Annotated in this window: 12 protein-coding genes; all 12 read left to right on the top strand. The window is 67.1% G+C overall.

The annotated features are described in order from the left end of the window. Positions 1-75: 75 nt before the first annotated feature. The 12 genes from ACFIMZ_RS36645 (at position 76) to ACFIMZ_RS36590 (ending at position 14,756) form a co-directional block, all read left to right on the top strand. Positions 76-825, top strand: a complete 750-nt coding sequence (locus ACFIMZ_RS36645; RefSeq protein WP_431825574.1) for an electron transfer flavoprotein subunit beta/FixA family protein — start codon at positions 76-78, stop codon at positions 823-825. A gap of 15 nt (positions 826-840) precedes the next feature. Beyond that, positions 841-1,785 (top strand): electron transfer flavoprotein subunit alpha/FixB family protein, encoded by a 945-nt coding sequence (locus ACFIMZ_RS36640; protein ID WP_431825573.1) that lies wholly within the window; start codon positions 841-843, stop codon positions 1,783-1,785. A 194-nt stretch (positions 1,786-1,979) separates the two neighbouring features. Further along, on the top strand, positions 1,980-2,654 hold the full coding sequence (locus ACFIMZ_RS36635) for a histidine phosphatase family protein (RefSeq protein WP_431825572.1): 675 nt from the start codon (positions 1,980-1,982) through the stop codon (positions 2,652-2,654). 25 nt (positions 2,655-2,679) lie between these two features. Then, on the top strand, positions 2,680-3,711 hold the full coding sequence (locus ACFIMZ_RS36630; protein ID WP_431825571.1) for a phosphotransferase: 1,032 nt from the start codon (positions 2,680-2,682) through the stop codon (positions 3,709-3,711). Between the two features lie 59 nt (positions 3,712-3,770). Further along, complete coding sequence (locus ACFIMZ_RS36625) at positions 3,771-4,535, top strand: SDR family oxidoreductase (protein ID WP_431825570.1); 765 nt, start codon at positions 3,771-3,773, stop codon at positions 4,533-4,535. A 7-nt stretch (positions 4,536-4,542) separates the two neighbouring features. After that, the gene (locus ACFIMZ_RS36620) at positions 4,543-5,301 is read left to right on the top strand and encodes an SDR family NAD(P)-dependent oxidoreductase (RefSeq protein WP_431825569.1); all 759 of its coding nucleotides are present in this window, start codon (positions 4,543-4,545) and stop codon (positions 5,299-5,301) included. Positions 5,302-5,382: 81 nt separating this feature from the next. Continuing rightward, positions 5,383-6,645, top strand: a complete 1,263-nt coding sequence (locus ACFIMZ_RS36615; RefSeq protein ID WP_431825568.1) for an acyl-CoA dehydrogenase family protein — start codon at positions 5,383-5,385, stop codon at positions 6,643-6,645. 165 nt (positions 6,646-6,810) lie between these two features. Continuing rightward, positions 6,811-7,134: a hypothetical protein gene (locus ACFIMZ_RS36610; protein WP_431825567.1), complete on the top strand. Its 324-nt coding sequence runs from the start codon at positions 6,811-6,813 to the stop codon at positions 7,132-7,134. A gap of 70 nt (positions 7,135-7,204) precedes the next feature. After that, positions 7,205-8,101 (top strand): LysR family transcriptional regulator, encoded by an 897-nt coding sequence (locus tag ACFIMZ_RS36605; RefSeq protein ID WP_431825566.1) that lies wholly within the window; start codon positions 7,205-7,207, stop codon positions 8,099-8,101. Positions 8,102-8,379: 278 nt separating this feature from the next. Continuing rightward, positions 8,380-9,534, top strand: coding sequence for a branched-chain amino acid ABC transporter substrate-binding protein (locus tag ACFIMZ_RS36600; protein ID WP_431825565.1), 1,155 nt, complete (start codon positions 8,380-8,382; stop codon positions 9,532-9,534). 287 nt (positions 9,535-9,821) lie between these two features. Then, positions 9,822-11,018, top strand: a complete 1,197-nt coding sequence (locus ACFIMZ_RS36595) for an ABC transporter substrate-binding protein (RefSeq protein ID WP_431825564.1) — start codon at positions 9,822-9,824, stop codon at positions 11,016-11,018. Positions 11,019-11,063: 45 nt separating this feature from the next. Further along, complete coding sequence (locus ACFIMZ_RS36590) at positions 11,064-14,756, top strand: response regulator (protein WP_431825563.1); 3,693 nt, start codon at positions 11,064-11,066, stop codon at positions 14,754-14,756. The last annotated feature ends 31 nt before the right edge of the window (positions 14,757-14,787 follow it).

Genomic DNA, 14,787 nt, shown 5'->3' with positions numbered 1-14,787 from the left:
CAGGAATCCGGATCGGTTAGCCACTTGAAGGGACTGGGCGGCCGCTGTATCGAGGAAATTGAATCAGGAGCAGCAATGAAAGTGCTGGTAGCAGTGAAGCGCGTCGCGGATGCGAACGTGAAGGTGCGCGTGAAGGTCGACGGATCGGGCGTCGATCTGGCAAACATCAAGATGAGCATCAATCCGTTCGACGAAATCGCCGTCGAAGAGGCGGTGCGATTGAAGGAAGCGGGCGTGGCGACGGAAATCGTCGCGGTGTCGGTCGGCGTCGCGCAAGCGCAGGAAACGCTGCGCACGGCGCTCGCGATCGGCGCGGATCGCGCGATCCTCGTCGAGTCGAACGACGGCGTCGAGCCGCTCGCGGTCGCGAAGCTCCTGAAGGCGCTGGTCGACAAGGAGCAGCCGCAGCTGGTGATCCTCGGCAAGCAGGCGATCGACAACGATTCGAACCAGACCGGCCAGATGCTGGCTGCGCTGGCGGGCCTGCCGCAGGCGACGTTCGCGTCGAAGGTGACGATCGCCGACGGCAAGGCGACGGTCGCGCGCGAAGTCGACGGCGGCGCGGAAACGCTGTCGCTGACGCTGCCGGCCGTGGTCACGACCGACCTGCGCCTGAACGAGCCGCGCTACGTGACGCTGCCGAACATCATGAAGGCGAAGAAGAAGCTGCTGGAAACGGTGAAGCCGGAAGACCTCGGTGTCGACGTCGCGCCGCGCCTGAAGACGCTGAAGGTGGTGGAGCCGCCGAAGCGCGCGGCCGGCGTGAAGGTGCCGGACGTGAAGACGCTGGTCGAGAAGCTGAAGACCGAAGCCAAGGTGCTGTAAGAGGAGCGGAAAGAAATGACGATTCTGGTGATTGCAGAACACGACAACGCGTCGATCAAGGCCGCGACGCTCAATACGGTGGCGGCGGCAGCGGTTGTCGCGATGTTCGTCGACGAGGCGATCCATGTGCTGGTCGCGGGACACAACGCGCAAGCCGCGGCGGATGCGGCGGCGAGGATCGCGGGCGTCAGCAAGGTACTGCTGGCCGACGCGCCGCAACTGGCCGAAGGCCTCGCGGAAAACGTCGAGGCGACGGCGCTGAACATCGCGAAGGATTACTCGCACATCCTCGCGCCGGCGACCGCCTACGGCAAGAACATTGCGCCGCGCATCGCCGCGAAGCTCGACGTCGCGCAGATTTCGGACATCACGGCGGTCGATTCGGCCGACACGTTCGAGCGCCCGATCTACGCGGGCAACGCAATCGCGACCGTGCAATCGGGCGATCCGGTCAAAGTGATCACGGTGCGCGCGACGGGCTTCGATCCGGTGGCGGCGGAAGGCGGCAGCGCGCCGGTCGAGAGGATCGACGCGGCGGCCGACGCCGGCAAGTCGCAGTTCGTGAGCCGTGAGGTGACGAAGCTGGACCGTCCGGAGCTGACGAGCGCAAGCATCATCGTGTCGGGCGGTCGTGGCCTCGGCAGCGGCGAGAACTACACGAAGGTGCTGGAGCCGCTGGCCGACAAGCTGCAAGCGGCGCTGGGCGCATCGCGCGCGGCGGTCGACGCCGGCTACGTGCCGAACGACTACCAGGTCGGCCAGACGGGCAAGATCGTCGCGCCGCAGCTGTATATCGCGGTCGGCATCTCGGGCGCGATCCAGCATCTGGCCGGCATGAAGGATTCGAAGGTGATCGTCGCGATCAACAAGGATCCGGAAGCGCCGATCTTCAGCGTCGCGGACTATGGGCTCGTCGGCGATCTGTTCACGCTCGTGCCGGAGCTTGCGGCCGCGCTCTGACCGAAGCAGGTTGCGCGGCTTTCATGAAAACGGTTCCATGCGTCGTTCCGATCGACCGCCAGCCGTCAACCCCAACGCTTCGCCCGACCGGTCATCCTGAAATTCACATCATGAATACCGATCAATTCAACAAATAAATTTCAAAAATGCACGCCCGGCCGCTAACCTGAACGCTATTCATGAATGAGCACGCGATGGCTGAACTCTATCTGGTACGGCACGGACAGGCGTCGTTCGGCACGGAGAACTACGACCGGCTCTCCGCGCTCGGCGAACGGCAAAGCGTCTGGCTCGGCGAATACTTCGCGCAGCAGGACATCGTGTTCGACCGCGTGATCTGCGGCACGCTGGCGCGTCACGCGCAGACGGTCGACGCGATCCTGCGCGGGATGGGCCGCGAGGATGCCGGCTACGACCGTCATCCGGGCCTGAACGAATACGACTTCGACGGGCTGTTCGCCGCGGCCGCCGGCGACTACCCGGAGCTCGCGCGGCTCGCGGCCGGCTCGATGAAGGAGCATTTCCGCGCGCTGCGGCAACTGCTGCAGCTATGGTCGGAGGACAAGCTGAGCGGGCCAGTCCCCGAAACGTGGGCGCAGTTCCAGCAGCGCGTCGCCGACGCGCGCGCCGCGATCCGGCAAGGCGGCGGGCAGCGCGTGCTCGCGGTGAGCTCGGGCGGGCCGATCGCCGTCACCGTGCAGCAGGTGCTCGCGGCGCCGGCGTCGAGCGCGATCGCGCTGAACCTGCAGATCCGCAACAGCGCCGTCTCGCAGTATTTCTTCAACGCCGACGCGTTCAACCTGGCGTCGTTCAACGGCATCCCGCATCTGCAGGACCCCGAACGGCATGCCTTCCGGACCTACGGCTGACCCACCTCACGGAACGATCGCGACGATGACGAACACACCGCAGCAACTCGATATCGCCAGGCTGACGCAGTATCTGGAACAACACATCCCCGGCTTCGAGGGGCCCGTCGACGCGGAGAAGTTCGCCGGCGGCCAGTCGAACCCGACCTTCCTGCTGAACGCGAAGAGCGGCCGCTATGTGCTCCGGCGGCAGCCACCGGGCGAGCTGCTGAAGTCCGCGCATGCGGTGGACCGCGAATTCCGCATCCTGACCGCGCTGTCGGGCACCGCGGTGCCGGTCGCGCGTCCGTATCACCTGTGCGAGGACCGCGACGTGATCGGCAGCCTGTTCTACGTGATGAGCTACGAGGACGGGCGGATCTTCTGGAATCCCGCGCTGCCCGACCTGCCGAAGCCGGACCGAGCGACCTGCTACGACGCGGTGCTGCAGACGATGGTCGCGCTGCACGAGGTCGACGTCGACGCGGCCGGCCTGTCCGACTACGGGCGGCCCGGCAATTATTTCGAGCGCCAGATCGGCGTGTGGACGAAGCAGTATCGCGCGGCGGAGACGGAGCGGCTCGACCCGATGGAGACGCTGATCGACTGGCTGCCGAAGGCTTGCCCGGCCGATACGGGCCGGCCGGCGCTCGTGCACGGCGACTTCCGGATCGACAACCTGATGTTCGAGCGCGACAGCTACCGCGTGAAGGCGGTGCTCGACTGGGAGCTGTCGACGCTCGGCAATCCGCTCGCCGACCTCGCGTATTTCTGCATGTGCCTGCGGCTGCCGTCCGACGGCAACGTTCCGGGGCTCGCGGGCCAGGATCGCGACGCGCTCGGCATCCCGCACGAAGCGCAGATCGTCGCGCGCTATTGCGAGCTGCGCGGGATCGCGCCGATCGAGAACTGGCACTTCTATCTCGCGTTCAGCTTCTTCCGGCTCGCCGCGATCGCGCAGGGCGTGAAGGCCCGCGCGCTGAAGGGCAACGCGTCGAGCACGAAAGCGCGCGAAGTCGGTGAAATGGCGGGGCGGCTCGCCGAGGAAGCCGTGCGCGTGATCGACGCCCATCGCTGAACAACCCGAAGCCGATGCGGCGCGCGCCGCACGCACATACATACATGGAGGAGCAATAGATGGCAACGAATCTGTTCGACCTGACGGGGAAGATCGCGCTCGTGACCGGCGCGAGCCGCGGGATCGGCGAGGAAATCGCGAAGCTGCTCGCGGAGCAGGGCGCGCACGTGATCGTGTCGAGCCGCAAGATCGACGACTGCCGCGCGGTCGCCGACGAGATCGTCGCGGCGGGCGGCAAGGCCGAGGCGCTCGCGTGCCACGTCGGCCGGATGGAGGACATCGCCGCCGCGTTCGAGCAGATCCGCGCGAAGCACGGGCGCCTCGACATCCTCGTCAACAACGCCGCCGCGAATCCGTACTTCGGCCACATCCTCGATACCGATCTTGCGGCCTACGACAAGACCGTCGAGGTGAACATCCGCGGCTATTTCTTCATGTCGGTCGAGGCCGGCAAGCTGATGCGCGCGCAAGGCGGCGGCGCGATCGTCAATACCGCGTCGGTGAACGCGCTGCAGCCGGGCGACCGGCAAGGCATCTATTCGATCACGAAGGCGGCGGTCGTCAACATGACGCGCGCGTTCGCGAAGGAATGCGGGCCGCTCGGGATTCGCGTGAACGCGCTGCTGCCGGGCCTCACGAAGACGAAGTTCGCCGGCGCGCTGTTCGACGATCCGGCGATCTACGAAGCCTGGAAGGCGAAGATCCCGCTGCGCCGTCACGCGGAGCCGCGCGAAATGGCCGGCACGGTGCTGTACCTCGTGTCGGACGCATCGAGCTACACGAACGGCGAGTGCATCGTCGTCGACGGCGGCCTGACGATCTGAGCGCGCGATGAAGCTCGACAGCTACGCAGGCCAGGTCGTGCTGATCACCGGCGCCGCGAGCGGCTTCGGCGCGCTGCTGGCGAGCGAGCTCGCGGCAATGGGCGCGCGGCTCGTGCTCGGCGACGTGAACGCCGACGGGCTCGAGCGCGTGGCCGCGCCGCTGCGCGCGGCCGGCGCCGAGGCGGTCGCGCAGCGCTGCGACGTGCGCGCGGAGGCCGACGTCGCCGCGCTCGTGGGCGCGGCGGTCGCGCGCTTCGGCCGGCTCGACGTCGGCGTGAACAACGCGGGCATCGCGCCGCCGATGAAGGCGCTGATCGACACCGACGAAGCCGATCTCGACCTGAGCTTCGCGGTCAATGCGAAGGGCGTGTTCTTCGGGATGAAGCACCAGATCCGCCAGATGCTCGCGCAGGGCGGCGGCGTGATCCTGAACGTCGCGTCGATGGCGGGCCTCGGCGGCGCGCCGAAGCTGGCCGCCTATGCGGCGTCGAAGCACGCGGTCGTCGGGCTCACGAAGACGGCGGCCGTCGAATACGCGCGCCGCGGCATCCGCGTGAACGCGGTCTGCCCGTTCTACAGCGCGACGCCGATGGTGACCGACAGCGACATCGGCGACAAGCAGGACTTTCTCGCGCAAGGCTCGCCGATGAAGCGCCTCGGCCGGCCGGAGGAAGTGGTCGCGACGATGCTGATGCTGTGCGCGAAGGAAAACGCCTACATGACCGGCCAGGCCGTTGCCGTCGACGGCGGCGTGTCGGCCCTCTGAGCGAACGGAAACGCGGAAGCGGTCAGGATTCCGATCAGTCGATAGCCGGGGAATTCACCCCCTCATTTCAGGACCAGAAACATGAACTTCGAATACTCGCCCAAAGTCAAGGAAATGCAGGCGCGCCTGCTGGCGTTCTTCGATCGGCACATCTATCCGAACGAGCATCGCTTCGAACAGGAGGTGGCCGCGAACCGCCGTGCGGGCAATGCGTGGGTGCCGACCACGGTGATCGAGGAACTGAAGCCGCTGGCGCGCGAAGCGGGCCTGTGGAACCTGTTCCTGCCGCGCTCGACGCGCGCGCCGGAAGGCCTGTCGAATCTGGAATACGCGCCGCTCTGCGAGATCATGGGACGGGTGCCCTGGGCCGCGGAAGTGTTCAACTGCTCCGCGCCGGACACCGGCAACATGGAGACGCTCGAACGCTATGCGTCCGAGGCGCTGAAGGACCGCTGGCTCGAGCCGCTGCTGCGCGGCGAGATTCGCTCGGCGTTCCTGATGACCGAGCCGGCCGTGGCGTCGTCGGACGCGACCAACATCGAATGCCGGATCGAGCGCCAGGGCGACGAATACGTGATCAACGGCCGCAAATGGTGGTCGTCGGGCGGCGGCGATCCGCGCTGCGCCGTCTACATCGTGATGGGCAAGACCGACCCGGACGCGGGCCGCCACGAGCAGCAGTCGATGATCGTGGTGCCGGCCGACACGCCGGGCATCACCGTGCTGCGCCACCTGCCGGTGTTCGGCTACGACGACGCGCCGCACGGCCACATGGAAATCGACCTGAAGGACGTGCGCGTGCCGGTGTCGAACATCCTGCTGGGCGAAGGCCGCGGCTTCGAGATCGCGCAAGGCCGCCTCGGGCCGGGCCGCATCCACCACTGCATGCGCAGCATCGGCATCGCCGAGCGTGCGCTGGAGCTGATGTGCAAGCGCCTGACGTCGCGCGTCGCGTTCGGCAAGCCGCTCGCGCAGCACAGCGTGTGGCACGAGCGCATCGCCGAAGCGCGCTGCATGATCGAGCAGGCGCGCCTGCTGACGCTGAAGGCCGCGTACATGATGGACACCGTCGGCAACAAGGTCGCGAAGGCCGAGATCGCGATGATCAAGGTGGTGGCGCCGAACATCGCGTGCCAGATCATCGACTGGGCCATCCAGGCGCACGGCGGCGCCGGCGTGTCGGACGACTTTCCGCTGGCGGCGGCGTACGCGAATCAGCGCACGCTGCGCTTTGCCGACGGTCCGGACGAAGTGCACCGCGCGGCGATCGCCAAGCTCGAGCTCGCGAAGTACCTGCACCGGCTCGGCGGCGTGGCCGACATGCCGGTGACGCGCGGCGCGTAGCGCCGGCGGCATGACCGACGCACGACATGGGTCGGTCATGCCGGCGCGATAACGTCAGTTTTCTCGCGGTCGAGGATAATCCGGCTGATGCGATGCGCCCCGGGCGCCATCGCATCACGGGTTGCGGTTAGCGGTTGACGTCCCACTTGCGACGGAGGCATCGCCATGATCACTGAAATCGTCTTCTTCAAGCTCGAGCCGGGCGTGGATGTTTCCACGCTCCTGGAACGCTACGAAACCACGGCGGCGAAATGGGCGCAAAACCCCGACTTGCTGCATAAATGGTACTTCTACGACGAGGCCGCCCACGAAGGTGGCGGCGTATATATCTGGCGTACCCGCGAGGCGGCCGCGCGATGGCATGGCGCCGAATACAGGGCGATGGTCGAGAGGGTCTATGGCCATCCGCCTGAAATACGCGTGCTCGACGCCCTTATTCACGTCGATGCAGCACAGCAGAAATACGAGATCATCAGCAAGACAGCCTGACGCGATTCGGCGTCCCGGCATGGACGCAAGCGCGGCGCACGCCTTAAGATGCGGGCGAGGAGGCGACGCGATGCGCTTATCGAAGCTGGACCTGAACCTGTTCGTCGTATTCGAGGCGATCTACGACAAGCGCAACCTGACGCGCGCGGCCGAGGTGCTGAGCATCACGCAGCCGGCCGTCAGCAATGCGCTCGCGCGGATGCGCAAGTCGCTGAACGACCCGCTGTTCGTGAGCACGCCGGCCGGCATGAAGCCGACGCCGATGGCCGAGAACATCATCGGCCGCGTGCGCGAGGCGCTGCAGCTGCTCGACTCCAGCGTGCACGAGGGCGACGTGTTCGATCCCGCGTCGTCCGCGCGCGTGTTCCGGCTGAGCATGAGCGACCTGACCGAGGCGCTGGTGCTGCCGGCGCTCGGCGAGCTGCTGCAGCAGCAGGCGCCCGGCATGCACGTTCACAGCTACTACACCGATCGGCGCGAGGTGGCGACCGCGCTGGCGAACGGCTCCGTCGACATCGCGGTCGACGCGCCGCTGATCGACGATCCGTACCTGCACCAGGCGCAGGTCGAACGCGACCGCTACGCGTGCATGATTCGCCACGACCATCCGTTCAAGGGCAACGTGCTGACGCTGGACGATTACCTGGCGATGGGGCACATCCACGTGTCGAGCCGCCGCACCGGCGCCGGCCACGTCGACGCGGAACTCGCGCGCCTCGGGCGGCGCCGCAACATCCAGATGCGCGTCCAGCACTACATGGTCGCGCCGCTGATCGCGATGCGCGGCGATCTCGCGCTGACCGCGCCGGTCCGGCTGCTGCGCCGCTATCCGGCGCGCATTCTCGAGCTGCCGTTCGAGGTGCCCGACCTCGAATACTGCTGCTACTGGCATCGCAGCGCCGACCGCGACCAGGCCAACCAGTGGCTGCGCGAGCAGCTGATACGGTTGTTGCGGGACGTCGGCTGACGAAGCCGGCTTCCGGCGGGCAAAAAAGCAAACGTATTGAAGATGCTGCCTTTCATGCGCCATTTGAGCGCATTTGACCGTTATTTGATTGCCGTTTCATGACGCGGCTCAATCGACGCGCGTCAGTAGAGCATCGGTCAATTATGTTCACTTGACACAATTCCCGGCGGAGTGACAATTTTGAGATTGCCGGCGCCGTTCCGAGATAGATGGCGGGCGTCAATCGGCAATCCATTGAGACGCAGATCAAAGCGTCGTCCACATTTTAGGAAACACAGATGAGACAACAAAAAGCGCTCAAGACGCGCAAGCACGTGCTGATCGGGGTCGCGACCATTCTGTCGTCGGTGGCTGTCGCCGATGCGATGGCGGACCAGACTGTCAGGATCGGCAGCGTCGAACCGCTGACCGGCGGGATTGCCCACCTCGGCAAGGACAACGAGAACGGCGCGCGTCTCGCCATCGAGGAAATCAACGCGAAGGGCCTCACGATCGGCAGCCAGAAGATCACGCTGCAGCTCGACGGCCAGGATGACGCGGCCGATCCGCGCCAGGCCACGCAGGTCGCGCAGAAGCTCGTCGACAACAAGGTCGTCGCGGTGATCGGCCACCTGAACTCGGGCACGTCGATCCCGGCGTCGAAGATCTACAGCGACGCTGGCATCCTGCAGATCTCGCCGTCGGCGACCAACCCGACGTACACGCAGCAGGGCTTCAAGACGACGTACCGCGTCGTCGCGACCGACGCGCAGCAGGGCCCGGCGCTCGCGGCCTACGCGCAGTCGAAGGGCATCAAGAGCGTCGCGGTGGTCGACGATTCGACCGCCTACGGCCAGGGCCTCGCGAACGAGTTCGAGAAGAAGGCGAAGGCGCTCGGCCTGAAGGTCACGTCGCACGACGCGACGAACGACAAGGCGGTCGACTTCCGCGCGATCCTGACCAAGATCAAGGGCGAGAACCCGGACGCGATCATGTACGGCGGCATGGACGCGACGGGCGGCCCGTTCGCGAAGCAGGCGAAGCAGCTCGGCCTGCGCGCGAAGATCTTCTCGGGCGACGGCGTGTGCACCGAGCAGCTGTCCGACCTCGCGGGCGAAGCGGCGTCGAACGTGGTCTGCTCGCAGGCCGGCGCGGCGCTCGAGAAGATGCCGGGCGGCGCGGCGTTCAGGGCGAAGTACGAGAAGCGCTTCGGCCAGGTCATCAAGTTCGATGCGCCGTTCGCGTATGACGCGGTGTACATCATCGTCGACGCGATGAAGCGCGCGAACTCGACCGATCCGGCGAAGATTCTCGCGGCGGTGCCGGCGACGAACTACTCGGGCGTGATCGGCACGACGAACTTCGATGCGAAGGGCGACCTGAAGCACGGCGTGATCTCGCTGTACGGCTACAAGAGCGGCAAGAAGACCTTCCTCGACGAAGTGAAGATGTAACGCATCATTCGCGCGCTGCGCGCCGATCGCCGGCAATCCACCCGGATTGCCGGCGATTCGCGTTTACGCGCCCGATCGATGCAACGCGTCATTTGATTTAAAAAAAGAAATAAAAAATCGAATCGTCAACCGTATCGAAATGACGAGCGGGTTTCAGTCCGCCCTCTGCTTGCAGTCGCATTTGATGCAATCTATATATATTTTGTGACCGTATCCTGCCGCGCGGGCAGGCGGCGGGCGCATTGCCGGGCAGACCTTCATCACCGTGCGCTGCAAAGGAACGTGGCATGAGCGCGAGTGCGTTTTCGGCATGGTTCTGTTTCGTTCGCGCAACCTGGCGCGGGACGCTGGTCGCTTGCGTCGTCGCGATGCCGGCCACCGGCGCGTGCTTCGCGGCGGAGCCCGGCGTGACCGACGACGCGATCCGCCTCGGCATGGTCAACGCGCAGACGGGCGCGGCGGGGGGGCTCGGACACGGGTTGCGCATCGGGGCTCAGGCCGTGTTCGACGACGCGAACGCGCGCGGCGGCGTGCACGGCAGGAAGATCGACCTCGTCGTCGCCGACGATCGCTACGAGCCCGACCGGACCATCGACGGCACGCTGGAGATGATCGAACAGCGTCACGTGTTCGCGCTGTTCGGTTACGTCGGCACGCCGACGACCGTGGCGGTGCTGCCGATCATCAAGGACACCGGCATTCCGCTCGTCGGCGCGCTCACCGGCGCGATGGCGCTGCGCAAGCCGGTGATTCCGGAGGTCTTCAACATCCGCGCCAGCTATGAGGACGAGGCGCGCGCGCTGGTCGACCATTTCATCGCGCACGACGGCGCGAAACGCTTCGCCGTGTTCTATCAGAACGACGCCTTCGGGCTCGCGTTGCTGGCGGGCACGCGGCTGGCGCTGCAGCGTCATGGTCTGGACATCGTCGCGACGGGCACCTTCCGGCGCGGGACGACGGCGGTCGACACGGGCCTCGCGTCGGTGCTGGAGGGCCGGCCGGACGTCGTCATCATGGGCGGCCCCTATGCGCCGATCGCCGCGTTCATGCGCGACGCGCGCCGCGAGGGCCTCAAGGCCCGGCTCGCGGCGGTGTCCTTTGTCGGCACCGACGACCTGCTGCGCCTCGTGGGCGCCGACGGCGACGGCATGCTGATCTCGCAGGTCGTGCCGCTCCCGCAGAGCAATCGCGACGTGATCCGGGACTGCACGCGGCTGATCGAGCGGCGCTTTCCGGGGGAAAGCGCGGGCGTGGCTAACCTGGAGGGCTGCATCGACGCAAAGATCATGCTGATCGGACTCGAACGCGCCGGCCCGTCGCCGACCCGGGCGACCCTGATGCAGGCGCTCGAATCGATCCGGCATCTCGACCTTGGCGGCCTGGTGGCCGATCTGGGCGCGGACCATCACCAGGCGCTGAACGCGGTATTCCTCACCGAAATCGCGCACGGACAGCTCACGCCCCTGGACGCGCCGGCCAGGTAACGCATTCGGATGGCCGCGCGGGCCATCCCGATCCCGGAGGGCTGCATGGACATCAAGGCCAAGCTTGTCGCCAGCACCAGCCTGATGCTGCTCGGCGTGCTGGTGATCTCCGCGACCAGCCTGCTTGCCGTGCACCGCATTGCGTCCGGGGTGCGCACGCTGACGACGGAATCGCTGCCGTTGCAGGTGCGCAGCAACGAACTCCAGCGCGCGTACGGCGAGCTCGCGGCGGATTTCCGGCGGCTCGAGCGGGCGCAGGACGCGTACGAGCAGGAAGAGGCGACGTCGGCGATCGAAACGCAATTGCAGCGGATCGCGACCGTCACGGCCGCCGTGCGCGCGATCGACATGCGCGACATCGACGAACCGTACGACCGCCTGAAGGCGATGCTCCAGTCGATGAACGAAGGCGTCGGCGAGCGTCTGCGGGACAAGGCGCAGCTCGACGTGGACGGCTTGCTGGTCGAGCGCACCCAGGAACGCAGCGAGACGCTGCTGACGGCGATCGGCAAGGAGACCGAACGGATGGACAGCCAGGCCGACGCGGCGGTGAGCGACGCGCTGGCGGCCAACACCGCGTTCAACCGGACGATTCATGCGCTCGACCAGATCCGCGCGAATGTCAAGGACATCATTACCCTCGTCGATAACGTCGACGACGCGCCCAACCGATACCGGCTCGCGCCGCTGCGGGAACGGATGAAGGCCGCCTTCGACGGTGCGCGCAATGCGATGGCGCTCGCGACGCCGAACGTCGATGCCGCTGCGACGCGCAATGTCGCGAATGCGCTCGAGCGCGTGGCGGCCGACATCCTCGACGGCAATGAAAGCCTCATCGCGCTGCGCGGCAGGATGTTCGCGGAGCCGTCCGCCGCCGCACGCTACCACGCAACAGTGGACCAGGTCTGGAAGGCCCTCGATGCGCTGGACATGAAGCTGGCGGAAATCGGCGATCCGTTCGCGTTGCGGATCGTCAAGGCGCGACAGCGTCTCGACGAAGCGATCGCCTTTCAGCGGCGAGCGGCCCGGATCAATTACCTGTCGGCCGTCGTCAAAGGGGGCGTCGAGGAATTGACGGCAGGCGTCCGCATGGTTGCGCAAAGCGAAGGCTCGCAACAGCTCAAGCGCGCCGATGACGAGATACAGGAGGATATCGGCAACCTTGCCGCCGCCACGAACGCGCTGCGGGAGGCGCTCGTTGCCAACGGGAAGGGCAAACCGGGCCGCGCGCAGGGTGTGGCTCCGCTGGCCGCGGAACTGACAGGATCCGCACGCCATGTCCTGGCGGTGAAGTCGCACATGCTGTCCAACGACGCGACCATGCAGCGCATCGTCGCGGATGTCGACACGACCGCGAATCGCCTCGCGGCCGATGCGGAACAGGAGGTCGTGCGCATCGATCTGCAGCAGCGCGGCATCGTGTCACGGGTCTACCGCTCGATGGCCGGGGCGGTCGTCATGATTGTCGCCGCATCGCTGCTGCTCGCGGTCTTTGGCCTCGCGATCAGCCATCGCATCGGCACGTCGATCGCGCGCCCGCTGTCGAACCTGACGCGCACGATGGCGCGCATTCGCGGCGGCAGCGACCTGTCGCCGCGAATGCGTCATCAGGGCACCGGCGAAGTCGCGACGCTGATCGCGGGCTTCAACACGATGCTCGACGAGATCGAACGGCGCGACGTCGAATTGCAGGCCGCGATCGCGGCGGCGGAAGCCGCGAATTCGGCGAAGTCGGAATTCCTCGCGCGGATGAGCCACGAAATCCGCACGCCGATGAACGGCGTGCTCGGCATGACCGAACTGCTGCAGCGCACGCGGCTCACCGCGAAGCAGCGCAACTTCGTCGACACCGTGTACCGGTCCGGCCAGACGCTCCTGGCCATCATCGACGACATCCTGGATTTCTCGAAGATCGAGGCCGGCAAGCTGGTGCTGGAGCGCATCGTGTTCAACCTGTACCAGCTGCTCGACGACGTCGTCTCGCTGCTCGAGCCCGCCGCCGCGCGCAAGGCGCTCGCGCTGCGGTTCCGCAAGCAGGGCCCGGTGCCGGAATGGGTGCGCGGCGACCCGGTCCGGCTGCGGCAGATCCTGACGAACCTGGTCGGCAATGCGATCAAGTTCACCGAGCGCGGGCAGGTCGAGCTGGCCGTCTCGTATTCGGATCGCGGCCTCGTCGTGTTCACGATCGCCGACAGCGGCATCGGCATCGCGCCGGACGTGTCCGCGCAGCTCTTCAAGCCGTTCCAGCAGGCCGACAGCTCGACCGCCCGCAAATTCGGCGGCACCGGGCTCGGGCTCGTGATTTCCCGTCAGCTGGCCGAGATGATGGGCGGCGCGCTCACCGTCGAATCCGCGCCCGGCCGGGGCTCGGTGTTCACCGCGACGGCGCGGCTCGAGCCGGCCGGTGGCGCGGCCGGCGCGGTCGAGGGCGCGCGACGGTCGCTGGCCGGGCTGAAGGTGCTGATCGCGGACGACAGCGAGACCGACCGCCGCGTGCTCGTCGAGCATGCGATCGAATGGCAACTGCGCGTCGCCACGGCCGGCGGCGGCGACGACGCGCTGGCGCAGCTGCGGGCCGCCGCCGCCGACGGCCAGCCGTTCGACCTGGCCATCGTCGACGTGCGGATGCCGGGCATGGACGGCATCTCGCTCGTGCGGCACATCCGCAATGACCCCGTGCTGCGCGCGCTCAGGATCATCACGCTCACCGCGTTCGAAAGGATGGACAGCATCCAGGTCGCGCACGAGCTCGGCATCGACGCGCGCCTGACCAAGCCGCTCCACGGCTCGGACCTGTACGCGTGCATCGCGTCGGCGATGCACGTGACGCCGCCCCGGCTGCCGTCGTCGGCGCCGCTCGCCGACGACGCCGAACCGGACGACAGTCCGCCACCCGGCACGGTCTCGGCGCGCGTGCTGCTGGTCGAGGACAACGCGGTCAACCAGCAGATCACGCTGGCGATGCTGGACGACACGGGCTACGCGGTGGCCGTGGCCGAGAACGGCCGGCAGGCGCTGGAGAGGCTGGCGAACGAACGGTTCGACGTCGTGCTGATGGATTGTCAGATGCCGCTGATGGACGGCTTCGAAGCGACGCGGCTGCTGCGGCGGCGCGAGGCGGAAACGGGCGCGACGCGGCTGCCCGTCATCGCGTTGACGGCCAATGCGATCAGCGGCGACCGGGAGCGGTGCCTCGCCGCCGGCATGGACGACTACCTGAGCAAGCCGTTCCGTCGCGATGTGCTGCTGAAGCTGCTCGCGCGCTTTGCGCGCGGCGATGCGCCGGCGGTGGCGGCGGCCGCGAGCGATGCAGCGATCGACGCGGCGATCGACGCGGCAATCGACCCGAAAGGCGCGGCCACGGATGACGGCGCGGACGACGACGCGAACGTGATCGACCGCAACGCGCTCGACGCATTGCGCGCGCTGCAGCGGCCCGGCCGCCCCGACGTGGTGACCCGGATCATCGACCAGTTCAATCTCGATGCGCCGCGGCTGATCGGCGACATGCATGCGGCCGTCGCGGCGGGCGACGCCGTCGCGCTCAAGATTGCCGCGCATACGCTGAAATCGAGCAGCGCGAACGTCGGCGCCCATCTGCTGTCGGCCCGTTGCCGGGCGATCGAGCAGTTCGCGCGCGCCGCCGAAGTCGCCGCGGCGGCGGACCTGGTCGCCGGCACGAACACCGAATTCGATCGCGCGCAGGCCGCGTTGATCGCGGAGCGGGTTGCCGGATGAGCCACTGAAGCAATGGGAAAAGGAGGGAACC

Source organism: Burkholderia sp. F1 (assembly GCF_050813845.1).
Taxonomy (GTDB): Bacteria; Pseudomonadota; Gammaproteobacteria; order Burkholderiales; family Burkholderiaceae; genus Burkholderia; species Burkholderia ubonensis.
The sequence above is the reverse complement of the archived record's forward strand: the minus strand, read 5'-3'. Positions and strand labels throughout refer to the sequence as shown.